Here is a 25222-nt window from a genome sequence, read left to right on the forward strand (position 1 = left end):
GAGAACTTGTTATGAGTCTTGGATTCGCCATTCCTGAAAAGGGAGCGCTCGACCTGCTTTCTCTGGGCGCTCTCGTGCATCGAATCGATCCTGGTATTCGTCCTTTTCGCAAGGCGACAGAGTGTGCCATTCACGTGAGTGGTGGGGAGTTCAATGTTGCCGCGAATCTTTCTGACTGCTTTGGAATGCGTACGGCAATTGCCTCTGCGATGGTGGCCTACCCAATCGGCGATCTGATCCATGAGCGCGTCAGAGCCATGGGTGTTCGCGGCATCTATCGCAACTTCGAACATGATGGCACTCGCGGTCCGAACATGGCGGCCGTGTATAGCGACCGCGGATTCGGCGTAAGAGCTCCAGTGGTTTTTTACAACCGCAGTAACGAAGCTGCTGCCCTGCTGAAGCCGGGAGATTTCGACTGGAAGACGATCTTTGCCGCTGGAGTTCGGTGGTTTCACAGCGGTGGAATTTTTGCTTCTCTTTCGGAAACTACGGCAGAACTGGTGATCGAGGCCATGAATGCGGCGCGCGCCGCTGGAGCCGTGTGTTCCTTCGACCTGAACTATCGTGAAAAACTTTGGAGGTCGTGCGGTCCTGTCGAGCGTGCACGCGAGGTTCTCGGACGCATCGTCGAAAACGTGGATGTCCTGCTTGGTAACGAAGAAGACCTGCAGAAGGGGCTCGGTTTCGCCGGTCCGGAAGTGGCTCGCAATTCAAAGCTCGATCCCGCTGCATTCTTCTCGATGATGGAGCAAGTGATCGAGCGCTACCCGAACATCAAAGTCGTCGCTACGACAATGCGCGAAGTGCACAGCACGAACCATCACAGTTGGAGCGCTGTGGCCTGGGTCAATGGAGCTACGGTCATCGCGCCGACGTGTGAATTGAACATCTACGATCGCGTAGGTGGTGGAGACGGCTTTGCGTCGGGCTTCATCTGGGGCCTGCTCAACGGCGAATCTCCAGAAGAGTCGATCAGGCTCGGCTGGGCTCATGGAGCACTGCTGACCACCTTCCCAGGCGATACCACGATGGCCACCATCGAACAGGTAAGAAACTTCGCTCGCGGAGGATCCGCCAGAATTCAGAGGTAGTGCACTCGTCGCATTAGATCAGAAGGCTTGCCTGCGCTGACGAAGCGAGGCAAGCCTTTTGCGATTCATTCCGTCACCTGCTTATAGATCCTGATACGGCCAACCCGGCGCTACTTGGAATATTGCAGACATCTTCACGCCAGAAACTCGCATACGAAATAGGTGAAGATCGGAGTGACCCGTCCATGCCAATGACCTACGAATACACCGCCCTGCCTGAATCGGCAGTTCCGCGAGCGGCGGTGCCTGTCTTTCAGCATCTGCTCGATACTTATGCCAGTGAGACGAACAAGGTAATTTCTGGTTGGCGCTGCTTCGATCCGGCAGACATGACGTTTTCACCCGATGCAAAGTCGCGCACGGTGCTCGACATCATGAAGCATCAGCTTTTGTCCGAGCGTCGCTTCTTTGCCGAGTTTATGGGAGTGCCTGAACCTCCGGCGGATCAAGTGCTGCCTGCCGGCAATCACCCACGCCAATACTGGGTGCGCATGCAGGAACTCGCGCAGCCACGGCTCAACCACCTTGCGCCGCAGACTCAGGAGTGGTGGCTTCAGCCTGTGCCGTTTTTCGATGTCACTCGGCAGCGCATTTGGGTGTTCTGGCGTCGAGTGCTGCACACCTGTCATCACCGAACTCAGCTATCGACTTATCTGCGCGCTCTTAATAAGACAGTCACGCCCGCCTACGGACCCACGGCAGATGTCTCTTGGCAAGGAGCCGATCCTACACAAACGGTGGAAGCTGCCGGGCGCCGCGGAAAACCGTGAACGGCAATGCATTGCTATAGGAGGAGGCTACCGATGCTTCGCTGCGCGCTTTTGCCGAGTTGCAGAAATGCGCTCCAATCGCAGTGCCGCTGCCGCCGCTGTAAATCGCACGGCATCCTTCTCGTCATCGAGCGAGCCAAAGGCAGTTGCCAGCAACTTAGGATCGTCGCGGCGGGCGATTGCGTCGAGCGCAGCCGCTCTCACCAGCCAGCTCTTATCGAGCACGGCTTCCTTCAGCGCTTTCGCGCTGCGAGGGTCAGGATCCTTCGCCAACGCTTTGGCAGCGGCGGCCCGCACGGGAGAACTGTCATCCCTGGTCAGTGTCTTCAAGGCCGTATAGCCGATGCCTCCGAAAGGAACGAACCCCATCCCCTCCTGTACACCGAACATCATCATCTTCTTGGGATCCTTCAACATCTTTTGTTGGTCTTCCAGCAGCCCCTTCCCACTCTTGCGCTCGCCGGTCAGAACAGCGTAGTACACCTGGTACGCCGCGGGGTCGTGCATCATCCGCAGCGAATTGGCTGCCGCCAGAACTACGGAAAGTTCCTTGTCGTGCAGTGCGGCGCGAAGCTTGGGTTTGGATCGTCTCGATCCCATGTCGCCCAGTGCTGCCGCACCTGCGGCGCGTACTTCGGCTCTCTCGTCGTCCAGAGCTTTTTCCGCAAGCTTGGCTGCAGCAGCATCATTCGAAAGTAGCCCAAGCGCGTGAATTGCCGTCGCTCGCTTTTCGTAACTGCGTTCCTCTGCGCCAGACTTCAGCATCTCCCACGCCCGTTTTCGGGAATTCAGCTTCGAGCCAGTTGCCTTTTCCGGCGTAGGGAGTTCTGCTTGCGGTTTACTCTGCTCAGCGGATTGCTCCGGTTCCTGTGCGGGGGCCTCTGATGCGTCGTTCTGTGTAGCTTTTTGTTTCTTTTGTTGCTCAGGGCTTTCGGTAGGAGCGGACGCAGGTGTCTGGGGTGCGGATTCCGTTTCCGGTTTTTGTGGCGGGGCCTCACCTTGTTGTGCTGGCGAGATGCATGGGGAGATCAGCGCGATCAACAGCAGAATAGATTGGGCCCTACAGCGGGCAAACAACATCTGCAGCTCCCTCACTTATGCAAAGACTCCACTCACGCCTCGAGAGATGTACGCACGCTCGAAATTGCGATTCCAAAATTTGTGAAGGATTGGTATTCCTCCTTCGCGCCTGCACGATGTAAGATGCTGGCCTGGGCTGCTCCTCCGCATTTGGGTGCCTTCGATCTCATCCTTTGTTCGTCTGGTAAGCTCGCTTCGTATTCTCGTATGGTGGAACTCAGACAAAGCGCACTGGACCGTTCACCTTATCTTCGCCTTGGCGTCGCGGTAGTCTTGGTTGCTGCAGTCTCTCTCGTGCGCGTTGTTCTTATTCATCTGGCTGGGGTAGAGCTCCCACCGCTCATCACGTTCTGTCCCGTCGTGATGATGGCGGCTCTCATTGCAGGGCTTTGGGCGGGAGTGCTGGCCAGCGTTTTGGCCGTAGCATTCGCTTACAACTGGCTCTTCGATCCTGCAGGACACTACTCCGTGGCCTCGCGCAGTTCCGGACTGCTGGCACTCTCGGTTTTCTTCGTCATGGGAGTCTTTGTCAGCATTGTGGCCGATCGCTATCGCCGCAACACTCTGCAGATTGCCGACTATCAGCGCGAGCGTGAGCTCTGGATTGCGGAAGAAAGGCTGCGCCAGAGCGAGGAACAGATAGAGTCGCTCGAAGACGAGCAGCGTAAGACCGAGCAGGGCCTTCGCACCATCGAAGCGAAACTTCAGGCCGTTATCGCATCCGCCATGGACGCTGTTGTCTCCGTTGACGAGCAACAGCGCATCGTTGTTTTCAATCGGGCAGCCGAAGCGGTCTTCAAGTGTCCGGCCTCTGAAGCGATTGGCTCCTCGCTCGATCGCTTTATTCCGTCCCGTTCCCGCGAAATGCATCGCGAGCAAGTGCGGCGCTTTGGGCTTGAGCACGCAACTGCCCGTTCCATGAACTCTCCCGGGACGCTTACGGCCGTGCGTGCCACTGGCGAAGAGTTTCCGATTGAGGCCACGATCTCGCAAATCGAAACGGAGGGCGAGCGGCTCTATACGGTGATCCTTCGCGATATCACCGAACGCAAGAGAGCTGAAGAAGCTATTCGCCAGAGCGAGGCACAGTTTCGCACCCTGGCAGACGCGATCCCGCAACTGTGCTGGATGGCTGGCGCGGATGGCTCCATCTTCTGGTACAACCAGCGCTGGTATCAGTACACAGGGACCATTCCCGAACTGATGCGGGGTTGGGGATGGCAGGCGGTTCACGATCCGGCAACGTTGCCTGTTGTGCAGGAGCGATGGAGACACTCTCTTGCCACCGGGGAACCGCTCGACATGGTCTTTCCCCTCCGGGGTGCCGACGGCGTGTTTCGTCCCTTCCTCACACGGATGATGCCGTTGAAGGATGCCGATGGCAACGTCGTGCGCTGGTTCGGAACCAATACGGATATCAGCGAACAGAAGCAGATTGAAGAGGAACTGCGCAAGAGCAATACGCGACTCGACCTTGCCGTTGAGGTTGCGAGCCTCGGCGAGTGGGATATTGATCTGAAGAAGGAAACCGGGTTCCGTTCCTCACGCCACGCACAGATTTTCGGGTACACTCCTGATCAGCACGAATGGAGTTTCCAGCAGTTTTTCAGTCACTTACTGCCTCAACACCGCGATGAGGTCGAGAGCAGAATGAGGCAGGCGCAAGCGGAGCGTCGGCCCTGGGATTTCGAAACGCAGATCCGGCGTGCCGATGGCGAAGTGCGATGGGTATGGGTTCGCGGGCGCTTGCTGCTCGACGAAAATGGCCAGCCCGCACGCGCGCTAGGCACGGTTACCGACATAACGGATCGCAAGATGTCAGAGCAGGCCCTGTTGCGTAGCGAAAAACTTGCGTCCGTGGGACGCATGGCCGCGAGTATTGCGCATGAGATTAACAATCCTCTCGAGGCGACTACCAATGCACTCTACATTGCATTGACCGTGAAGGATCTGCCACCCATCGCCCGCGAGTATCTGGAGATGGCTGACGCCGAACTGAAGCGCATTGCGCACATTACACGGCAGTCGCTCGGCTTCTATCGCGAATCCAATGCTCCGACTCTCGTGGCCGTCGATTCCGTACTTGATTCTGCCGTCGAACTGCTCAAGAGCAAGATCAACAAGAAGCGCGCCTCGATTGAGAAGCAATGGCACGAGAAGGTGGAAATCATCGCCATCGCCGGCGAATTGCGCCAGGTGTTCTCCAACCTTATCGTCAACAGCCTCGACGCCATGAACGAAGGTGGCACCATTCAGTTGCGCATCTCCACCGCTCGTGCAATCAAGAATGATGGGCGTCGCTGGGTTCGCGTCACCATTGCAGATAGTGGGGCTGGCATTCCCGCCAGCCAGCGCGCTCATCTTTTCGAGCCGTTCTATACGACCAAGGGCGCTGTGGGAACCGGACTCGGCCTATGGGTCAGCAAACAGATCATCGACAAACATGACGGCAGCGTGCGGGTTCGCTCCTGGACGGAAGGCTCGAAAACGGGAACCGTGTTCTCCATCCTGCTACCCGCAGAACCCGCATCATCCAATCCGCGCGGCACGATTGCGAACTGATTCCAATATTACTTCTTCGCTTCCAGTTCGTTCAGGGCCGCCAGCACTTGGGCGCTGTGTTCAGTTGGTTTTACGTCTTCAAACACGCGGGCGATCTTTCCGTCCGGCGAGATCAGGAATGTATTGCGGGCCGCGTGAGTGAATCCAGTTTCGGTCAGTGTGCCGTACTGTTTAGAGACTGTGTGATCGGTGTCAGACAGTAATTTGAAGCTCAGTCCCTCTTTCACACAAAACTGCTTGTGCGAGTTCGCGTCGTCCACGCTCACTCCCACGATCACGGCATTGCGTTGCTCGTATTGCGCCAGGTCGCGCTGAAAGTTGTGTGCCTCCACCGTGCAGCCACTGGTGAAATCCTTGGGATAGAAGTAGAGCACAACCCACTTGCCGTGAAAATCCTGCAGACTCACCGATGTCCCGTCCTGCGATTTCAGGGTGAACTGCGGCGCCGCCGACCCCGGCGTTGGATGAGCAGCAAACAGCAGCACCGGCACAAGCACTGCCGCCGCGCACAGCAATAGGGATATCTTCTTCACCATCGTTTCCTCCGAAGTCAAAGCCTCGTGTTTTGCCTTGAGACCCGCAATATTGGATGCCGGACTTCACGTGCAGGTCACATCCTATCTGGCTGCTCTTGCGATCGGGTTTGCACTCTTCATTTTCGTATCGCGCTCAGGATTCCTCTATTCGTCTCCAGGTACTATGATTGAGAGTTCCTCGAACATAGACATATTCGGAGACTTCATCCTGTGCGACGACTCTTATTACTGCTCTCATTTTTCCTGCTGACAATTCCACTCTGCGCTCAGTCGCGCTTCGTCCACACCCAAGGCAAAAACCTCGTCACCCCGGAAGGCCAGAAGCTCATTCTTCGCGGCACCAACCTCGGTAACTGGCTCGTTCCTGAGGGCTACATGTTCCACTTCGATCGCGGCCCGCAGTCTCCGCGTGAAATCGAAGCCTTCGTCACGCAGATGATCGGTCCCGAACAGGCAGCGAAGTTCTGGCATGAGTATCGTGACCAGTACGTAACGGAAGCCGACATCAAGTACCTCAAGTCACTCGGCTTCAACTCCATTCGCATTCCGATTCACTACAAGTTCTTTACCCCCGGCAACGACGAAGGCTTCGTCCTGCTCGACCGCGTTATCGAGTGGAGCCATAAAGCCGGACTCTACGTCATCATCGATCTTCACGCCGCACCCGGCGGACAGACCGGCACCAACATCGACGACAGTTGGGGATACCCGTGGCTCTTCGAGAGTCCCGAAGCTCAGCAGCAGACCATCGATCTCTGGGAGCGCATTGCAAAACACTATCGCGACAATCCCACCGTCATTGGCTACGATCTGCTCAATGAACCCATTCCTCATTTCCCGCAGTTGAGAAAGTACAACTCAGAGCTGGAACCACTCTTCCGTCGCATCGTCACGGCCATTCGCCGGGTCGATCAAAATCACGTCGTCATCCTTGGCGGCGCGCAGTGGGACAGCAACTTCAAAGTGTTCGGACCTCCGTTCGATAAGAATGTGATGTACACCTTCCACAAGTATTGGACTGCTCCCAGCAAGGACGTGATCCAGGAGTATCTCGATTATCGCGACAAGTACAACGTGCCCATCTGGTGCGGAGAAACGGGCGAGAACAAGGATGAGTGGATCGCCCAATTCACCAAGACCCTCGATGAGAACGAGGTGAACTGGAGCTACTGGCCTTACAAGAAAATGGACGCGACTTCGTCCATTGTCAGCTTCTCGCGCCCCGAGCATTGGGATGCTATCGTCGCTTTTGCCCAGCAGGCTCGCGGCACTGGACAAGCTGAGAAACTGATCGCGGCGCGTCCTTCTCTTGAAGACTCGCGCGCTGCCTTTAACGACTTGTTGCAGAAGGTGCGCTTCGCAAATTGCCGCCCCAATCGCGCTTATATCGAAGCGCTCGGCGCGAAACTCCCGTAAATTGCGGCTCCGGCGCTGGTCATATCGCGATCAGCGCCGGATTTCGTGTTGACAATCCAGCTCGCTTCCATCAGAATCAGATGACAATGAAACTCCAGCACACAACATTGCAACCTCTCCCGCGACCGTCGGTCGAGGGCCAGTGTGCTTGGGGAGAGCTACAGGATTCGTAAGTCATAAAGCACTCATCTCCAAGCCCGCAGGCAACAACTGCGGGCTTTTTTATACCCATTGCTCGCACTCAACTATTTGTGTTCAAACGTTTTTGTAGCTCTCGGTTGGCAGCACAGATTTCAGGTTTCTCATTTAACCCTGGCCAGCCGTGCGGGATGAAAAGGACTCATGACATCATTCAGCGAAGAAGTCACTCTTGAAGGTCACATCATCGATTCGTGGACCCTCCCACGCGCCTTTGACACCATCATGGACATGGGCGGCACCTTTGATGTTGAGGAAATTCAGGTTGGCCGCGCCAAGGACGAAGTTTCCTTCGCGCGTCTCAAGGTTCACGCCAGCTCGGACAAGAAGCTCGAGGCAATCCTGCTGGCGCTCCAGACCTACGGAGCCGTGCTTGCCTCCCGCGACGACGTCGCCTACAAGCCAGCTCCCGCAGACGGTATCCTGCCGCCGGACTTCTACTCCACCACACACTTGCCAACGCAGGTACGACTGAATGGCCGCTGGACCAACGTCCAGAACACCGAGATGGATCTTGCCATCGTAGTCAGTCCGGCTTATTCCGAAGCGCGCATGATCCCCGCTTCCGCTGTTTGCAAAGGCGAGCTTGTCGTCGTTGGTCACGAAGGCATTCGCGTTCTGCCGCCCGAGCGCTCGCGCGATCGCGAAGTTTTCAGTTTCATGGGCAGCGGTGTTTCATCCGAGCATCCCAAGCGCCTCGTCATCGAAGAGATCGCTAAGCAAATGCGCGAAACTCGCGCCAAGGGCGGCAAGATTCTCATCGTCGCCGGACCTGCGATTGTGCACAGCGGCGCTGGTCCTCATCTCGCCAAGCTCATCCGCGATGGTTACGTGCAAGTGCTTTTCGGCGGAAACGCCATTGCCACGCACGATGTCGAGAGCGTGCTGTTCGGCACATCACTTGGCGTTTGCCTTCGCAACGGTCGCCCCGTCCCAGGCGGACACCGCAATCACATGGCTGCGATCAACGCCGTGCGCACTGTGGGTTCGCTGCGCAATGCGGTCGAGAGCGGAGTGCTCAAAGAGGGCATCATGTACGAGTGCGTCAAGAACAACGTCGAACTCGTGCTCGCCGGATCGGTTCGCGATGATGGTCCCATGCCCGACGTCATCACCGACACGGCGAAGGCGCAGGTGAAAATGCGCAAGGCCATCGAAGGTGTCGAGATGACGCTGATGATCGCCACGATGCTGCACTCCATTGCCACGGGCAACATGCTCAAAGCCTCGGTAAAGGTCGTAGCCGTTGACATTAACCCGGCAGTCGTAACTAAACTCGCCGACCGCGGCACCTTTCAGGCACTCGGACTCGTAACGGACGCCGAACTCTTTGTTCGCGAACTCGCCAGCGCCCTAGAAGCGCAGGAAAAGAACGAAGCGCCCGCAGAACTTCTCGAAACCGAAATCCTGTAGGTCAGAAAGCTGCGGTCCAGCAAAAACGCCCCGCTTACGGGGCGTTTTCTTCTGTCGGGATTTTCAGCTCTCGCCAGCCAATTGCAATACTTGAACATCGTCGGGTACAGTCATTGCCATGGCTGGCTTGGTTACCGCATTGGGCTACGCGGTGCGAGTGCGCTGGTTCCTAAGCTCCTTTGTGCTCATGACCGCGACTCTTGTGCTACTGGTGTGGGCACCCGGTATTGAGTGGCGCTGGACAAGGCTTCTAGTCCGAGTCATCGGAGCGCTGCTCATTGTGTTCACCGTCATCATCGTTGGGTATGGAATGCTTCTAACCCCCAAGTGAACATCTCTGGCTCTAGATACCGTGAATCCCATGCCACCCATGGCCTGACATCATTCTCAGGAACCACGGCACGAACATTGCCAGCGCCGAGACGGTCATTCCCGCGACGGCCATCGCCAGCGAAGCTGTAGAAGCTTGCAGGTCATGTTCCTTCAGCAAACGTGCCGTTCCAAAGCCATGCGACGAAGTTCCTATTGCCGCACCCATCGCGAGATCGTGTTTCACGCCGCAAAATCGCAGAATCTCCGGCCCCAACAGGTTTCCGATGACTCCTGTTACCAGCGCCATCGCCGCAGCAATCTCGGGCAGTCCATGCAACTCGCGCGCAATATCCATCGCGATCGGAGTTGTCACCGACTTAGGCACCGCGCTTGCGATGAACTCCTTCGGAGCTCCCATGAGCGCCGCGCAAACCGCTGCCGTAATCATGCCTACGGCCGAACCCACGCCAATTGCCAGCGAGAGTGGCACGGCGGACTGGCTCAGCTTTTTGCCATTCTTGTACACCGGGACACCCAGCGCGACCACGGCGGGCCCCAGCAGATAGGTGATCATGTCGCCGCCCACCGCGTAATTCTCCAGCGGAACGTGCATCAGTTTCACCGTGAGCATCAGTCCTACGCAGGTCGTCACTAGCGGATGCGCCCAACTCAGCTTTTTGTGCAGCAGCAGTCCTGCCGCATAAAACAAAATCGTCAAACCCGCGCCAAACACGGGAGAGGCAGTGAATGCGTTCATCGTTCTGTGGCACCTTTCCTGTGCAGCAGAAAGTCCGCCACAACTCCCGTGGTGATCATGACGGCCAGGGTGCTCACCAGGATGCTCACTCCGAGCGCGGCCCAGTTGGCCTTGATCGTCGGAGCCAGTCGCATCGTCAGTACGGTCATCGGCACAAAGAACAACAACATATGTTTCAACAGCAAGCTCGTGGTCGATTCCACCCACTCGAGCTTGATCCATCCCAAAAAGAGGGAAGCCGTGAACAGGAACAATCCCAATACGGCCCCCGGCATGGGAACGCCGGCAGCGTGAACTACCGCGCCGGCAAACTGAAATGCAGTAAGAATTGCAAAACCCCGCATGTTTAATATGCTAACGCGCTATATACCCCTGCTCTCATCAGTAATTCCTATAGGTGCTATGCAATGATTTGAATGCGTCCTGTGGAGTATTTGTGTCATCGCGCACCATGGCCGCGTGCTGTTCTATAATTGGATACATTCGTTGCATCATTGAGGAGCGCGCACCATGCCCATGAAAACCACTGAGAAAATCTGGCACAACGGAAAGCTGATCAATTGGGACGACGCAAAACTTCACGTCATGGCCCACGTTGTGAACTATGGATCTTCTGTTTTTGAGGGCGTACGTTGTTATGAACTGCCGAGTGGTCCTGCCATCTTCCGCGCGCAGGAGCACATGCAGCGCCTGCTGGACTCGGCCAAGATTTACCGCATTCCTGTCTCATACACCTGTCAACAGCTCGTCGATGCGATGGTCGAAACCGTTGCTAGCAATGGCGTTTGGCCCTGCTATATTCGCCCGCTCATCGTCCGCGGATACGGCGAAATCGGTGTCAATCCTATCGGCGTTCCGACCGAGTGCTACATCGCGAACTATCCCTGGGGCAAGTATCTTGGCGGCACCGAGGATGTAGGTGTGGATGTCTGCGTTTCGACCTGGACACGCATGGCGCCCAACACTCTTCCTGCTCTGGCCAAGGCTGGCGCCAACTACATGAACTCGCAGCTAATCAAGATGGAAGCGGTGCTTAACGGCTACGTCGAAGGCATTGCCCTCGACATCAACGGCTATGTCAGCGAAGGCTCGGGCGAGAACCTCTTCCTCATTCGCAACGGCAAGCTCATCACGCCGCCGCTTGGTAATTCGGTCCTCTCCGGCATCACGCGCGACTCCGTCCTGCGCATTGCCGAGGACCTCAGCATTCCCATCGTTGAGCATCAGGTTCCGCGCGAACTTCTCTACCTTGCCGACGAAGTCTTCTTCACCGGCACCGCGGCTGAAGTCACGCCCATCCGCTCGGTGGACAAGATCACGATCGGCGATGGTCAGGTTGGACCTGTTACCAAGGCGATCCGCAGCGAGCTGTTCAGCATCTTCGATGGCTCCAAGCCCGACCGCTATAACTGGCTCACCCCAGTGCCGGTCCGCCAAAAAGTCGGCGCGTAAAGCGAACGCAAACAGACACAACGAGGCCCCAGGTTTTCTTTGGGGCCTTTGCTCTTTTGAACATGTTGGCCGGGGTCTCTAACGCCCCTCCACCCACATTGGCATTCCGCCCTTTGGCCTCAGCGTGAACAGCGCCTCTGGCACTACCTCGTGCTGCTCGTCATGGCGCAGCTTCCATCTTTGCGCCAGGGTCGCCAACACCAGTACGCCTTCCATCCAGGCAAAAGCTTCTCCAATGCATTGCCGCGGCCCCATGCCAAACGGAAAATATGTGCCCTTCACTCGCGAGACCTTTGCCGCCGCCGTGTGTCGTTCCGGGTCGAACCTTAGCGGGTCAGGGAAGTACCTTGCACCGCGATGCATGACGAACTGACTCGCCAGCACGGTGGTTCCCGCCGGCAGCCTGTACTCGCCGACCTCAAACTCATTTACCGCCTGCCTGCCCATTGCCCACGCCGGAGGATACAACCGCATCGATTCGGCGATGATCATTTCCGTGTAGCGCAATTGCGGCAGATCCTCATAGCTTGGCAGTCTTCCCCCGAGTACGCGATCGATCTCCTCATGCATCTTTGCCTCTGCATCGGGATTCTGGGACAGCAGATACCAGGTCCACGTCAGCGCAATCGCCACCGTCTCGTACCCCGCAAGAATTACGGTCATTACTTGCTCGCGCACGTGCTCGTCGCTCCACTCGTTCGCCTTTTGTGCCTCCAGCAACATGGTGAGTAGATCGGAGCCTGTTGCATCACAGTCGCGCCGCCGGTGCTCGGCAATAAGCTGATCGATCGCCGTATGCAGCTTTGCTCGCGCGTGCACAAACTTTCGCAGCGGAGTGAATGGGACGTGCAGCAGCAACCGTATTCCCGGCAGCAACACTATCGCGTTGTACACGTCCATGATGTTGGCCATCGCGCGGTTCAGGGCGTGCACTTCGTCTCCCAGATCGGTGCGAAACAGCGTTGCGCCAACGATTCCCAGCGCCAACGTCATCATTTCGCGATGTGCGTCGTGCCGCTCTCCGGCGCGCCAGCCATCGCGTAAGTAGGCTGCCCTGCGCACGATCTCCGCTGCGTGTGTCGCAATCTTTTGCCGATGAAAAGCTGGAGCCGACGCCTGCCGCTCCTGTTTGTGCATGGCTCCATCGGCTGTAATCATACCTTGGCCCAGCAGCAGCTTGGCCCGTTGCTGCGTGCGCTCCTTGACGAAGTTCGCGTGCTGCACGATGAACACGTCGCGAATGTATTCCGGATGATTAAGAAATACGATGTGCCTTCTGCCCAGCTTGTAATGCGCAATGTCTCCGTACTTTGCTGCCAGATTCTGGAAATGCGCAATGGGATCGACCCAGCGCTTCTGCTTCAGTACTGAGCCCAACAGGTTTACGCCCGGGCCCGGAGGCAGTCGCAGTCCAGTGCTCTTTTCCTGCTTGCTTTTCACCACATCTTCAGTCTGTATTGCCATTGGGCATATAGATGCTGCCTGGCTGCGCGTTGTCTCAGCCGCTCTGGCCTGCCTAAATGCAAAAACGCCCTCCGCACGTGCAAGAGGGCTCCAGATAAAAAAAGTTTTCACCCTAGTCGCGCCGGGGCTGCATCTCCTTCGGCAAAATCTCCTTTAGCGCCCAGTCCACTCTCTCAAACGCGTTGGAGGTGCGTTGGCGGCACTCAGGGCAGAGCATCTGGGTATTGATGATTACTTGCATCGAGTTCCGCACATGATGATTCAACTCATCCACCGCCGCTTTGAGTTTTGCCTCGTAGCGGCGCCTGAAAGCCTCGTGAATCCAGACCACCACCAATCCCATCACAAGCCCCAGCAGGAGCTCGTCAAACAGAGTCGCCTCGAGGTTCACTCCAGCAGTCCGTATCACTGGCCGCAATATCATGCCTTCGGCAACGTTCATCGCGATGATTGCCGTCACTATGGCCAGCCGAATTCCGAGTAAGCGCATGCGTCCAGACTACCGCTTTCCGGCTTCTTCTGTGGTGCGAAAACGTGCTTGCCCGACATGCGTTCACCTTACTCCCCTGAAGCAGCAACTCCGTCGAATCCCCTATTCCCGTGTACCTGGAGCACAGTCGCCGTGATCCAGCGCGGTCTAGGTCCTATAGTTCATTGCACCTGCCCCATCAACGTGTTAAGTTTCGATGTACTCTCGTTCCAGAAGAGATGATTTGATGACGATTGATGACCTGTTGCGCATAGCCGTTGAGAGAAAAGCGAGTGACCTTCACCTTAAGGTCGGCAACTATCCTCATGTGCGCGTCGATGGCGAACTTGTTCCCTTGACCGAGCAGCCCCGCGTCACCGGCGAAGACATGTTGAACATGGCCTTCAGCATGATGTCCAACCGCCAGAAGCAGAAGTTCAAGGAATGCGCCGAGATCGACCTTGCCTACGGTGCCGCTGGTCTCGGGCGTTTCCGCGTCAACGTCTTTCAGCAGCGCGGGAATGTAGGCATCGTGCTCCGCGTCATCCCCACCAAGATCCGAGCTCTCGAAGAGCTTTACCTGCCGGCCGTTACCGAGCGCATCTGCGAAGAAGCGCGCGGCCTCGTGCTTGTCACCGGAGTCACCGGTTCCGGCAAATCCACCACTCTTGCGGCAATGGTGGACCGCATCAACTCCTCACGCCCTGAGCACATCATCACCATCGAGGACCCCATCGAATTCCTTCATCGTGACAAGAAGGGATTCGTGAACCAGCGCGAAGTCGAGGTCGACACGCCTTCGTTTGGCAGCGCGCTTCGGGCCAGTTTGCGTCAGGATCCCGATGTCATTCTCGTCGGCGAAATGCGCGATCTTGAGACTATCTCTACAGCGCTGCATGCCGCCGAAACCGGCCACATGGTATTCAGCACCCTGCATACGCTCGATGCTGTTGAAACCATCAACCGCATCATTTCAGTCTTTCCGCCGCCCGAACAGAAGCAGATCCGCTTACAGCTCGCCGCCACTTTGCGCGCCATCATCAGCCAGCGCCTCGTAAAGCGTAGTGACGGAGCAGGTCGCGTGCCTGCCTGCGAAGTTCTGATCTCCACTGCATATATTCGCGAGTGCATCACCGTTCCCGAGAAGACTCGCAACATCAAGGAAGCGTTGCAGCAGGGCACATCGCAGTACGGCATGCAGACGTTCGATCAGTCGCTCTACGATCTCCTGCAGAAGGGTCTCATTTCCTATGAGACCGCGCTTGAGAATGCCAGCAACGCCGATGATTTCAAGCTTCGCGTTCAGGGTATTTCGGGAACTGCAGAATCCACACGCGATCAACTCTCGCAACAGATCGGGCGATTCTAAGCAAAGTCTATGCGCAGTGTTGTCACCTTTGAGACCTCGGTCCCAAAGGCAGGCAGCCTCGTGTCAAAAATCTCCTTCCTAGTGCCTAACCCCGACGCTCGGGACAACAGGAGATTCGAAATGCGCAAGATGGCATTTCTGTTCGTGTGCTTCGCCATGCTTTCGGTTGCGGCTCACGCCCAAAGCAAAGCCGAAGCCTATTTTGGCTACTCACATTTCACCAGTGGGAAGAATGGTTGGAATGGCACCGTTGGCTACGGCATAAACAAAGATTTCGACGCTGATGCCGATTTCGGCGGCTATTACAGTCACAACAACACAATTCACTCATTCATGTTCGGCAGCAGGTTTCAAGCCACCCGTCGCCATAGTGGATTTCAGCCTTGGGGACGCATTCTCCTCGGCGGATCGCATGTGAGTAACCTCAGTGGTGCTTCCGACACAGCGTTTTCATGGGCTCTGGGGGGCGGCGTTGATACCCATACCCGAAACGGCCTCGGTGCACGTCTCAGCGTCGATGCTTTCCACACGCATTTCTACGACAACGGTGACTGGCACTTGCGCCTCGGCGCGGGTGTGTTCTACCGATTCTGAATACAGCTTGGGATGCTTCCGTCGGAGACATCCCAAGCTCACCAGTTCATCCCACTTGATTAAATCCCGCGCCGGTCACAAACTGATTGTGCGATGGCCTGGAAGAAGAGCGCGGCGAAACATTACACAGAAGACACTCTCTACGAGTATGCCGTCGGTGCGCTGGGGCGCCGCATGCGAACAGTCGCCGAGTTGAAGCGTCTCATGCGCACTCGTGCAGGCCATCAACCTGACTGCGAATCGCTCGTCGAGGCTGTTACCGAGCGTCTCAAGCAACAGCGCTATCTGAACGACACCAGCTATGCATCTTCCTACTCGGCCATCCGACGCGATACCGAAAAGTTCGGTCGACTCCGTGTCGTGCAAGATCTCCGCGCCAAGGGCGTCCACCCTGATGTAATCGAAAAGACCGTCACCGAGACTTACAGCGAAATTGACGAACGCACGTTGGCGCAGCAGTTCATTGACCGCAAGCGCCTCAAACAGCCAACCGATCAGAAATCAGCCGCGCGCATTTTTCGCATGATGGTCCGAGCCGGGTTCTCCTCGCGCGTGATTGTTCATTTGCTGCGCGACTGGAAAGTAGAAGACGAAACTCTCTCTGCCCTCGAGCAGGAGCGCGAGAGTGCCGAATCCAATCCCCTCGGCGAGGATGAACTGTGAGTGCAAACGGACAGTGTGACTGGACCGAAGCCATCGAACATCTCCGCGCGGCCGATCCTAAAATCGCCGCTCTCATCGCGCAGGTTGGGCCGTGTACCATCGAGATCCCGCATCACTTCAGTATTTTCTTTTCGCTTGCTCGCTCCATCGTTTATCAGCAACTCGCCGGAGCCGCTGCTGCAGCCATCATGGGACGCGTCGAGGCACTTTTCCCCAAGGGCCGCATGACTCCCAAAGCGCTGCTTGCCATGGACGACGCGACCTTGCGAGCCGCCGGTCTGTCGCAGAACAAACTTCTAGCCCTGCGTGACCTCGCCGCCAAGTGTCTCGACGGAACCGTGCCTAGCAAACGCGCCCTCGCCCGCATGAGCGACGATGAAATCATCGAGCGCATCTCGCAGGTGCGCGGCATTGGCCGCTGGACCGTGGAGATGATGCTGCTGTTCCGGCTTGGCCGTCCTAACGTCCTGCCCGTTGACGACTACGGCGTGCGTAAAGGTATGCAGCGCCTCTACAAAATGCGCGAGCTTCCCAATAAAGACGCTATGCGCCGACGCGCGCGCAAATGGCACCCCTGGTGCTCAGTCGCAAGCTGGTATATGTGGCGCTGCGCCGAACTCCCTGGCCCCAAGCCGCGCAAATCCGACAGCAAGCCGGCTGCAAAGAAAACGGCCCGCAAACGGGCCGTGAAGAAAACCGCCTAATCATTTACTCGGGAGAGCTATTTCAAGACAACGTCAAAGGTAGCCTTGCATCGAACATCGGGTTGAAACTCTACATTCGCCCACTTGTCGTCTTTGCTGACGTAGATATAGATCGGCTTCTTCGGCACTTCCGGCAGCTTCACGATTTTCACTTGCCCATTTGCGCTGGTGAAAGTCTCAAGATCCAATTTCTTTACGCCCATTACGCCGTAACGAATACGTGTGCTGACCTTAGCGTTGTACACCGGCTTGCCATCAGCTCCCGTTACGCTGATCAATGCCGAGCAGGTCCCCATGTCCGCGGAGATTTCGGTTGGTGGCACGTTTGGTTGTGTACCTTGAGCAAAGCTGACGAGCGGATTACAAACAAGAAAACTGAGCAGGGCTATGGCAGAAAACAAAAAGTTGCGCATGCCCTTAGCCTAACCCAGCTCTGCTTATCGCTGCACGTTTTTCAGTACTGTTGTCAGGTTCTCCTGTGCATCGTTCAGCCATTGAAGCGTCTGTGCTTCCACAAATGTCTGTTCACTTTCAAGACGTTCACGCAGCACCGCCACGAGTTGATGGATCTTCTCCATCTGCGACAGAGCCCTCTGCTTCAGCGTACTAGAATCGGTGTGATTCATCGCCAGTGTCTTTAGAAGTCTCTGCAGCTTTTCCTGGCCGTCGAATCCGAGATCACACCACAGCAGCCCCATTCCTACCGACGCGCGCGAAGAGCGCACTTCGGCCACAGCTTCAAACTGCAGGCCATTGATTGTGAACTGCCCGCTTATGGTTTCTCCTACTTCCGCCACGTTCACCGTCTGGACGTAACAGCCGCCTGCGCCAACATCTCGCACACTGCCCCAGATCGGAGTTGAAAAGGATGCCGAGCGCAAGGACACCGAACCGGCGCAAGGATAGCGTTCGTCTACGCGCCGGTCACCAGCCGAATCTTTATGCAGTTGCTCTCGCCACGGGCTTCTGCCTTTTTCAAGGCATTGCAAGCCAGACTGATACGTGCCGTCGCGGTTCGCCGCCACCCATGAGACCTTGAAGCGGCACTTGTCCCCGCTACTCTGCAATCCCACGATGTCGCCCGGAGTCAGCTCCGCCCGCAGCCCCGTAATGCGCACACCGGACAGGCTGATGTCGAGGGTGATCGCCGCCTGATGAAACGGCTTCCCCTTGCAGTCAATTCCGAGCACTCGAACGTTGAGTGCCGCGGGTAGCCGTGATTCTTTGCGTTTTGGCGGCGCGGCCTGGCCGCTGACTTTGAACGCAGGATCCATTTCTGCCTCACTTGTGTGACAAACATTATGGCCGTGACGTGAACATTGTCCCAGTATTTTCGCTATTCCGAAACAAGGCTTTTATGTCGCCAGGTTACGAATGGCACCGCATTCCCGTATCTGACGCATGCTCACGGCGGGAATTCGGGAATGATAAAATCGTCTTTTCGTCTCCCTCCAAGCGTCTGCCGCGCCTCTGCCGCGCCATGCGGCGCCCCGGGATTCATCGAAAGTGACTCAAATGCCTACCGGAAACGAAGTTCGACGCATGTTCCTGGACTTTTTCGTCCAGAAGGGCCATCGCCAGGTGCACAGCTCCTCGCTGGTCCCGGCCAACGACCCAACCCTGCTGTTTACCAATGCAGGCATGAACCAGTTCAAGGACGTCTTCCTCGGCGCAGAGAAGCGCGACTACTCCCGCGCCACCACCTCGCAAAAGTGTGTCCGCGCCGGCGGTAAGCATAACGATCTGGAGAACGTCGGCTTCACCAATCGCCACCACACGTTTTTCGAGATGCTCGGCAACTTCAGCTTTGGCGACTATTTCAAGCAGGATGCCATAGCCTACGCTTGGGAACTCGTGACCTCGCCGAAGTGGTTCGGCATGTCACCCGATAAGCTCTACGTCACCATCTTCAAGGGCGAAAACGCCGTTGCACGCGACAGCGAAGCTTACGACTACTGGCTCAAGGTTGGCGTGCAGCCCGAGCGCATCTTCGAACTCGGCATGAAGGAAAACTTCTGGCAGATGGGCGACACCGGCCCGTGCGGCCCTTGCTCGGAAATCCACTACGACATGGGCATCGCCTCGAGCGACAAGCACCTGCCTGAGTGCGCCGCTGGCGAGTGCAAGTTCCCGTGTGAATGTGGCCGCTACGTCGAAATCTGGAATCTCGTTTTCATGCAGTTCGACCGAAGCTCCGACGGCGTCCTCACTCCACTGCCCAAGCCTTCGATTGATACTGGAGCCGGACTCGAGCGCGTGACTGCCGTCCTGCAGAATGTGGTCAGCAACTACGACACCGACTTGTTCATTCCGCTCATCAAGCGGGCTGCCGAACTCACTGAAACTGGAAACAAGAAGAGCAGGGAAGCGGGTGCCAATAGCGCCGCCTCGCTCCGTGTTATCGCCGACCACAGTCGTGCCGCCACGTTCCTCATCAGCGATGGAATCGTGCCTGCCAACGAGGGCCGTGGATACGTACTGCGCAAGATCATTCGCCGCGCAATTCGCCACGGGAGACTGCTTGGGCAAACGCAGCCGTTTCTCTACAAGATGGTTGAAGCCGTCATAGAAGAAATGAAGGGCGCGTATCCCGAACTCGTCGAGTCAGCGCCTCGCGTGGCCAAGGTCATCGAAACCGAAGAGACCCGCTTCGCTTCGACTGTTGCCATCGGTCTCTCAAAACTTCAGGATCTGCTCGACCAAGCGGAGAACAGCACACTCTCCGGCAAGGAAGCGTTCAAGCTTTACGACACATTTGGCCTACCGCTTGATTTCATGGTCGATGCTGCCCGCGATCAGGGCGTCACCTTCGATCAGGCTGGCTTTGATGCGGCAATGGAAGAGCAGCGCACGACCGCTCGAGCCAGTTGGAAAGGCGGCTCGCAGAAGACAGCCTCGCCTGTGTTCGCTTCGCTGCCGCACACGGCCTTTGAAGGTTATCGCCAGGAGCAGTCTTCCAATTGTGAAGTGCTCGCCCTCGTTGTCAACGGCAATGCCGTGCAGCAGGTGGCTTCTGGACAGCAAGTCGAACTGGTTTTCGACCACACGCCCTTCTATGCGGAAAGCGGCGGTCAGGTCGGCGACAAAGGCTGGCTCTACTCCGCCGACCGCACCGTGCTCGTCGCCGAAGTCGAAGGCGTTCAGTCTCCGGTGCAGGGCGTGCGCGCGCACAAGATCACGGCGCGGCAGCCCATCATGGTTGGCGACAAGCTTGTAGCCGTGGTCGATTCCGACTTGCGCTCCGCTACACGCCGCCATCACACGGCGACTCATCTGCTTCACGCCGCGCTGCGCCAGGTTCTCGGAACTCACGTCAAGCAGGCGGGTTCGCTGGTTTCGCCGAACTACCTGCGATTCGATTTCTCGCACTTCTCTTCAGTGAACGACGAAGAGTTGCAGGAAATTGAGGACATCGCGAACCGCGAGGTTCTCCTGAATCTGCCTGTGCAGACGCTGGAAGACGTTCCGATCGATGAAGCGATCCAGAAGCACAATGCGATGGCGCTCTTCGGCGAAAAGTATGGCGAGCGTGTGCGAGTGCTGAAGATCGCTGACTTCTCTACGGAGTTGTGCGGTGGCACGCATGTGTCGGCTACGGGCGAGATCGGATTGATAAAGATTCTCAAGGAAGGAAGCGTTTCAAGCGGTGTACGCCGCATTGAAGCCGTAGCTGGAGAGCAGTCCCTGCGCCACTTCCGTCAGGATCATGAGCTGGAAGGAATGGTTTCGACGCTGGTGGGGCGCAGCGATGTGTCGCCTGCGGTGGCGCTGAAGCTGGAACTCGACAGGCGCGAAGAAGAGCTGAAGAAGCTGCGCAAAGAACTCGACCAGGTTCGCATGAAGTCGGCGGCATCGGCGGTGGCGAGCGCGGACGATAACGTGCGTGAGGTGAAGGGCGTGAAGGTTCTGGCACATCGTGCTGATAACTTAGAACGCCCCCAGTTGCGCACTCTCGTTGACAACTTCCGCAATAAGATCGGCTCAGGCGTGGTCATTGTCGGATCGGTCACGGACGGCAAGGTTGCTGTTATCGTCGGCGTCACCAAGGATCTAACGGCGAAGCTCCAGGCTGGCAAGATCGTCGGACAGGTTGCGCAAAAGGTGGGAGGATCCGGTGGCGGACGTCCCGACATGGCCGAGGCTGGAGGCAAGAATCCCGAAGCCCTCGACCAGGCATTGAAGGAAAGCTACGCCACGGTCGAGTCCCTTATCGGCTAGCTCGGAGCGACATAGAAAGTGTTCGAAGCCCCATCCTGTGGAGGTAGCAGAGATGGGGCTTTTGCTTTGGCCAAAATGCGCGTGCGCGGTGCCGGATGCTCCAGCGCCCATGAACCCTCGTAACCGCTATGTTGCTTCAGTACGTGATTTACCCCGTTCACTTCCTCGATTCCTTGTGTCTGAATGATTGCTGTAGGAACGAGCGAGACTTATAATCCAGTCACTCTGTGTACAGTTTTTGTTGCGTAATCACCGCATCGGCAACGGCCTGATCCGGGTTATGACAATGATGAGAAATGTGTGGACATCCCGAGCCTCGTCTGGCCAACGCCTGCGTTCTGCGGTGTTGGTGGCGGCGCTGCTCGCTTGCTCCACGCTGTTGTCGGCGCAATCGATTCAGGCGACATCGGATAGCGGGCGTATGGTTTACACCAACGATGGCCCGGTTGAGAGCAAGAGCGGGAATGCGAGCGCAGTCCGCTCCAGTGTTGGCAGCGGCGCGAGTGCGAGGCGACGTACATCACTGCTCTTCTACTGGAGCAACACGGAGCAGCGCTACAAGGTGATACGGTCGGCGAGCCCGGCGGCGATACGGTCGGCAAGAGTCGTCGCAGGCGAGGTTTCCACGTTCATTGAGTCGCGGCCGAAGATCGATTCCACGACTCGCGTCAGCGGGAAGCTGGCCGAACAGGATCCGAACTATTCCGTGGCGGCGGACAATCGTCGCGTGACCTCGACGGAAATCGATCGCTATATAAATGAAGCGGCAGCACGCCATCATGTCGATCCGAATCTCGTGCGGGCGCTGGTGAAGGTGGAGTCGAACTTCAACCCGCGTGCGGTTTCCAACAAGGGAGCGATGGGGTTGATGCAGTTAATGCCCGCGACAGCAAAGATGTACGACCTTCGCAATCCTTTCGATGCGGCGCAGAATGTGGACGCCGGAGTGAGGCACCTGAAAGGGCTTCTGCAGAATTTTGGCGGCAATGTTTCGCTTTCACTCGCTGCTTACAATGCCGGGCAGGGCGCGGTGCAGCGCAATGGCGGAATTCCGCCCTACACGGAAACTCGTAACTATGTGAAACGCATCACGAATCTGATGGGTGGCGGCGTCACGAGTGAAGTTCGCTACACCAGTTTGCAAATTCCCGTTCGCGTAACCCGCGATGAACGTGGCAAACTGTTTATCAGCAACACGGATTAGTCCAGCTTGTGTAAGTTGAAGGATATTGCAGTTGATGACGGGACAAACATACAGGTGGGAATGGAAGCGCTCGATTACCGCGCTTTTCTTGCTCTGTCTTCTCGTCGCCCCGGCTTTCTCGGCCTCCCCCCAGCTCAAAAAACAACAGGCCCGCACGCAATTCGAAGTCGCGGAACGTATGCGCGAAGAGCTGAATGGTTTGCCGCAGCGCGATCGCACGCGACGCTCCTATCAGCGAGTGATCGACGCGTACCGCGCGGTGTACTACACGTCACCAGCGAGCAGTAAGGCGGACGCCAGCTTGGTCGCCGTTGCTGAACTGCTGGCTGAAAGCGGGCGCTCGTTCAATGACACGAAGTCGCTTCGCGCCGCTATCGCGCAATATGAGTTCCTGCGCCGCGAGTACCCCGGCAGCAAGTATCGTTTCAATGCGCTGTTTACCATCGGACAGATCTATAAGGATGACCTCGAAGAGAACGACAAGGCTCGGGAGACTTTCCAGGAAGTCGTTCATCGCTATCCGCATCTGCAACTTGCAGCCGATGCACGCGAGGCAATCGCCGAACTCGATCAGCAGGCACGCGGCAAACGTCCGCGAGCGGTAGCTCCCAAGGCGCAGGAGTCGAGTGCGCGCGAGAGTAAGCCTGGGGTGGAAGCCCGCTCGGCGGAATCGAAGCCGCTCGATACCAAGACTCAGGACACCAAGGCTCAAGATACAAAGGCGCCGGAAGCGAAGGCCCAAGATACAAAGCCGCAGGAAGCAAAGTCTCAGGAGACCAAGTCGCAGGAGGCGAAGTCTCAGGAAAACACAGGCGAGACTCCTGCTCGCGCCACTCTGCCTCTCGTCACAGGCATCCGCCACTGGTCCACACCTGACTACACTCGCGTCGCTATCGATCTTGAACAGGAAGTGAAATACGAAGCGGGACGGGTGCCTCATCCGGACCGGATCTTCTTTGACCTGCACGACACGAAGCTTGCGTCGACGCTGGTGGGCAAGAGCTTTGACGTCTCGGATGGTTTTCTCCGTCGCGTGCGCATCGGGCAATTCCAGAAGGGGATGGTTCGCGTAGTTCTCGAGGTGGATGAGGTATCGGACTACTCGGCTTTTCTGCTGCCGAATCCCTATCGCCTGATCATCGACATTCATGGCCGCAAGCCGGGAACGCAGCCGCAGACCCTCGTGTCACAGGCGCAGAAGCAGGAAGAGAGCAAGTCGCAGGCGTCAGCGACGCCGCCTCCAACCAAGCCCGAGAAGCCGGCGGTAGCTCCGTTCTCTGCGCCGCTGCCCTCGAAGGTGCCGAGCGTGGCGGAGTCAAAGCCCGGTCGGGCAGTCGATTCCACGAAGAAGGCTGCCGTAGAGTATGGCCCGCGCATGGCGGATGGCAGTTTTGTGTCGTCGCAGTCGCAACCTTCAACGGACGCGGCGACCGCGGAAACAACGTCCTCCTCGACACCAGTTACGTCTTCAGAGTCCACGAACTCCGAAATGGCCAATCTCAAAGGGTCGGAGTTGAAGGCCACCGACAAACCAACGTCGCAGCCAACGGTTCAGGTGGTGGCGCCACGCGAAACCGACAAGAAGCCGCTCAGCGCAGGGAAGCGGTCACAGAACTATCCTGCCATCCGACAGGCGCAGCCCAGCGCCGATGGCCAGCGCTCGCTGATTCGCGCTCTGGGATTGAAGGTTGGGCGCATAGTGATTGACGCCGGACACGGTGGGCACGACACGGGAACGATCGGGCCGAACGGTCTGCTGGAAAAAGATCTGGTGTTGGACGTCTCTCTCAGGTTGGGAAAGCTGCTCAAGACGAAGATGGGCGCTGATGTCATCTTCACGCGCGATGATGACACCTTCATCCCGCTGGAGACGCGCACGGCGATTGCAAATCAGCATCAGGCGGATCTGTTCGTCTCGGTACACGCGAACTCGAGCCGCGATCCGAATGCTCGCGGGGTGGAAACCTATTACCTCAACTTCAATCCTTCTCCCGATGCACTCGAGGTTGCAGCGCGCGAGAACGCAGTCAGCGAAAAGTCGGTGCACGAGCTTGGCGACCTGGTGAAGAAGATCACGTTGAAGGAAAAGGTGGATGAGTCGCGCGAGTTTGCGTCGGACGTGCAGCACTCGCTGTATCAGGGGCTGGTCGGCAAGGAACAGAACACGACGCTGCGCAACCGCGGAGTGAAGAAAGCTCCGTTCATCGTGCTGATTGGTGCGAACATGCCGTCGATCCTTGCCGAGATTTCGTTTGTCTCAAATCCCGCAGACGAACGCCGTCTGCAGACGGCCGAGTATCGCCAGCGCATCGCGGAATCGCTCTATCGGGGGATTTCGCGCTACATCAACGGATTGAGCGGTGTGAAGGTCGCCAGCAAGGGCGGAGTGAGTGAAGGCGATTAGTTTGCTGTAGCTGTGTCGTCGTTAATGGCGAAGATCCGGGCCGTGGTGCTCTCCCACATTCGCCAAAGGAGGGCGGCTGGGGGCCACCCGTGAAGTTAAGGGCAAGAGCAAAGGCAACTAGCCCATCCAGGGCTCTCGTAGCGCGCTCTCAGCTATATATCAAATACAAAAAGGCCGCCACCATTCGGTAGCGGCCCTTGATCTTGCCGAAGAACTAGTCCTTCGGTTCTTTGCGAATCTTCTTCTGTGCCCGCTTGCGAGCCAGAGCCTGCTTGACGCGCAGCTTCGCACCCGGCTTCAGATAGTAGGAATGACGCTTCACTTCCTTGATGATGTCTTCCGTCTGAACCTTGCGCTTGAAGCGACGCAGGGCGCTCTCAATGCTCTCGCCCTCTTGCAGTCGAATTTCTGCCAACTAGATCACCACCCAACTCAGCCTATTGGCCACGCAACAAGTCTAACACGTGTGATCTCGATTCGACCACATCGCAAGCAGGGCCATTGCGGATGCACTTTTATTGCGATGAAAGCCGACATGGACAA

The 25222-nt window shown here is 57.2% G+C and carries 23 protein-coding genes; 14 read left to right on the forward strand and 9 right to left on the reverse strand.

What is annotated here, in order from left to right; genetic code table 11:
• The first annotated feature begins 11 nt into the window (after positions 1–11).
• Together AC6IY8_RS01570 and AC6IY8_RS01575 are read left to right on the forward strand one after the other, a co-directional pair.
• A complete protein-coding gene (locus tag AC6IY8_RS01570) occupies positions 12–1094 on the forward strand; it encodes a PfkB family carbohydrate kinase (RefSeq protein WP_497776904.1) in 1083 nt (360 codons plus the stop codon).
• Between the two features lie 185 nt (positions 1095–1279).
• Positions 1280–1864 (forward strand): DinB family protein, encoded by a 585-nt coding sequence (locus AC6IY8_RS01575; RefSeq protein WP_497776906.1) that lies wholly within the window; start codon positions 1280–1282, stop codon positions 1862–1864.
• Positions 1865–1891: 27 nt separating this feature from the next.
• Here the strand turns inward: AC6IY8_RS01575 and AC6IY8_RS01580 are convergent, their stop codons facing one another.
• Positions 1892–2629 carry a HEAT repeat domain-containing protein gene (locus tag AC6IY8_RS01580; protein ID WP_497776908.1) on the reverse strand — a complete coding sequence of 246 codons (738 nt, stop codon included), beginning with the start codon at positions 2627–2629 and terminating at the stop codon, positions 1892–1894.
• Positions 2630–3151: 522 nt separating this feature from the next.
• Here AC6IY8_RS01580 and AC6IY8_RS01585 point away from each other — a divergent pair.
• Positions 3152–5506, forward strand: a complete 2355-nt coding sequence (locus AC6IY8_RS01585) for a PAS domain S-box protein (protein WP_497776909.1) — start codon at positions 3152–3154, stop codon at positions 5504–5506.
• 8 nt (positions 5507–5514) lie between these two features.
• On the opposite strand, the gene AC6IY8_RS01590 is transcribed toward AC6IY8_RS01585, so the two are convergent.
• The gene (locus AC6IY8_RS01590; RefSeq protein WP_497776911.1) at positions 5515–6042 is read right to left on the reverse strand and encodes a peroxiredoxin; all 528 of its coding nucleotides are present in this window, start codon (positions 6040–6042) and stop codon (positions 5515–5517) included.
• 210 nt (positions 6043–6252) lie between these two features.
• On the opposite strand from AC6IY8_RS01590, the gene AC6IY8_RS01595 reads away from it, so the two are divergent.
• From AC6IY8_RS01595 to AC6IY8_RS01605, 3 genes are all read left to right on the forward strand, one after another.
• Positions 6253–7458: a glycoside hydrolase family 5 protein gene (locus AC6IY8_RS01595; RefSeq protein ID WP_497776912.1), complete on the forward strand. Its 1206-nt coding sequence runs from the start codon at positions 6253–6255 to the stop codon at positions 7456–7458.
• Between the two features lie 342 nt (positions 7459–7800).
• Complete coding sequence (locus AC6IY8_RS01600; protein ID WP_497776913.1) at positions 7801–9069, forward strand: ornithine cyclodeaminase, nickel-pincer nucleotide-dependent; 1269 nt, start codon at positions 7801–7803, stop codon at positions 9067–9069.
• Between the two features lie 118 nt (positions 9070–9187).
• A complete protein-coding gene (locus AC6IY8_RS01605) occupies positions 9188–9400 on the forward strand; it encodes a hypothetical protein (RefSeq protein ID WP_497776914.1) in 213 nt (70 codons plus the stop codon).
• A 12-nt stretch (positions 9401–9412) separates the two neighbouring features.
• Here the strand turns inward: AC6IY8_RS01605 and AC6IY8_RS01610 are convergent, their stop codons facing one another.
• Complete coding sequence (locus tag AC6IY8_RS01610; RefSeq protein WP_497776915.1) at positions 9413–10138, reverse strand: LrgB family protein; 726 nt, start codon at positions 10136–10138, stop codon at positions 9413–9415.
• Entirely contained in the window at positions 10135–10482 is a 348-nt protein-coding gene (locus AC6IY8_RS01615) for a CidA/LrgA family protein (protein ID WP_497776916.1), read from the reverse strand. The genes AC6IY8_RS01610 and AC6IY8_RS01615 overlap by 4 nt, the downstream gene beginning before the upstream one ends.
• 166 nt (positions 10483–10648) lie before the next feature.
• Between AC6IY8_RS01615 and AC6IY8_RS01620 the strand changes: the two genes are divergently transcribed.
• Complete coding sequence (locus AC6IY8_RS01620; RefSeq protein ID WP_497776917.1) at positions 10649–11590, forward strand: branched-chain amino acid transaminase; 942 nt, start codon at positions 10649–10651, stop codon at positions 11588–11590.
• A 78-nt stretch (positions 11591–11668) separates the two neighbouring features.
• Here the strand turns inward: AC6IY8_RS01620 and AC6IY8_RS01625 are convergent, their stop codons facing one another.
• Together AC6IY8_RS01625 and AC6IY8_RS01630 are read right to left on the reverse strand one after the other, a co-directional pair.
• Positions 11669–13054, reverse strand: coding sequence for a cytochrome P450 (locus AC6IY8_RS01625; protein WP_497776918.1), 1386 nt, complete (start codon positions 13052–13054; stop codon positions 11669–11671).
• Between the two features lie 112 nt (positions 13055–13166).
• Positions 13167–13544, reverse strand: a complete 378-nt coding sequence (locus AC6IY8_RS01630) for a hypothetical protein (RefSeq protein ID WP_497776919.1) — start codon at positions 13542–13544, stop codon at positions 13167–13169.
• Between the two features lie 226 nt (positions 13545–13770).
• On the opposite strand from AC6IY8_RS01630, the gene AC6IY8_RS01635 reads away from it, so the two are divergent.
• The 4 genes from AC6IY8_RS01635 (at position 13771) to AC6IY8_RS01650 (ending at position 16853) form a co-directional block, all read left to right on the forward strand.
• Positions 13771–14892, forward strand: coding sequence for a type IV pilus twitching motility protein PilT (locus AC6IY8_RS01635; protein ID WP_497776920.1), 1122 nt, complete (start codon positions 13771–13773; stop codon positions 14890–14892).
• Positions 14893–15012: 120 nt separating this feature from the next.
• Entirely contained in the window at positions 15013–15486 is a 474-nt protein-coding gene (locus AC6IY8_RS01640) for a hypothetical protein (protein WP_497776921.1), read from the forward strand.
• Positions 15487–15579: 93 nt separating this feature from the next.
• Complete coding sequence (locus AC6IY8_RS01645) at positions 15580–16149, forward strand: regulatory protein RecX (protein WP_497776922.1); 570 nt, start codon at positions 15580–15582, stop codon at positions 16147–16149.
• On the forward strand, positions 16146–16853 hold the full coding sequence (locus tag AC6IY8_RS01650) for a DNA-3-methyladenine glycosylase family protein (RefSeq protein WP_497776923.1): 708 nt from the start codon (positions 16146–16148) through the stop codon (positions 16851–16853). The genes AC6IY8_RS01645 and AC6IY8_RS01650 overlap by 4 nt, the downstream gene beginning before the upstream one ends.
• Positions 16854–16870: 17 nt before the next feature.
• Here the strand turns inward: AC6IY8_RS01650 and AC6IY8_RS01655 are convergent, their stop codons facing one another.
• A complete protein-coding gene (locus AC6IY8_RS01655; protein ID WP_497776924.1) occupies positions 16871–17176 on the reverse strand; it encodes a hypothetical protein in 306 nt (101 codons plus the stop codon).
• Between the two features lie 114 nt (positions 17177–17290).
• Complete coding sequence (locus AC6IY8_RS01660) at positions 17291–18127, reverse strand: PilZ domain-containing protein (RefSeq protein WP_497776925.1); 837 nt, start codon at positions 18125–18127, stop codon at positions 17291–17293.
• Positions 18128–18368: 241 nt separating this feature from the next.
• Between AC6IY8_RS01660 and alaS the strand changes: the two genes are divergently transcribed.
• The 3 genes from alaS (at position 18369) to AC6IY8_RS01675 (ending at position 24679) form a co-directional block, all read left to right on the forward strand.
• Positions 18369–21071 carry an alanine--tRNA ligase gene (alaS, locus tag AC6IY8_RS01665; RefSeq protein ID WP_497776926.1) on the forward strand — a complete coding sequence of 901 codons (2703 nt, stop codon included), beginning with the start codon at positions 18369–18371 and terminating at the stop codon, positions 21069–21071.
• Positions 21072–21357: 286 nt separating this feature from the next.
• On the forward strand, positions 21358–22275 hold the full coding sequence (locus tag AC6IY8_RS01670; RefSeq protein WP_497776927.1) for a lytic transglycosylase domain-containing protein: 918 nt from the start codon (positions 21358–21360) through the stop codon (positions 22273–22275).
• A gap of 34 nt (positions 22276–22309) precedes the next feature.
• A complete protein-coding gene (locus AC6IY8_RS01675; RefSeq protein WP_497776928.1) occupies positions 22310–24679 on the forward strand; it encodes an N-acetylmuramoyl-L-alanine amidase in 2370 nt (789 codons plus the stop codon).
• Positions 24680–24893: 214 nt separating this feature from the next.
• Here the strand turns inward: AC6IY8_RS01675 and rpsU are convergent, their stop codons facing one another.
• Positions 24894–25094, reverse strand: coding sequence for a 30S ribosomal protein S21 (gene rpsU / locus AC6IY8_RS01680; protein WP_497776929.1), 201 nt, complete (start codon positions 25092–25094; stop codon positions 24894–24896).
• Between the last annotated feature and the right edge of the window lie 128 nt (positions 25095–25222).

This window comes from Koromonas soli (assembly GCF_059726265.1).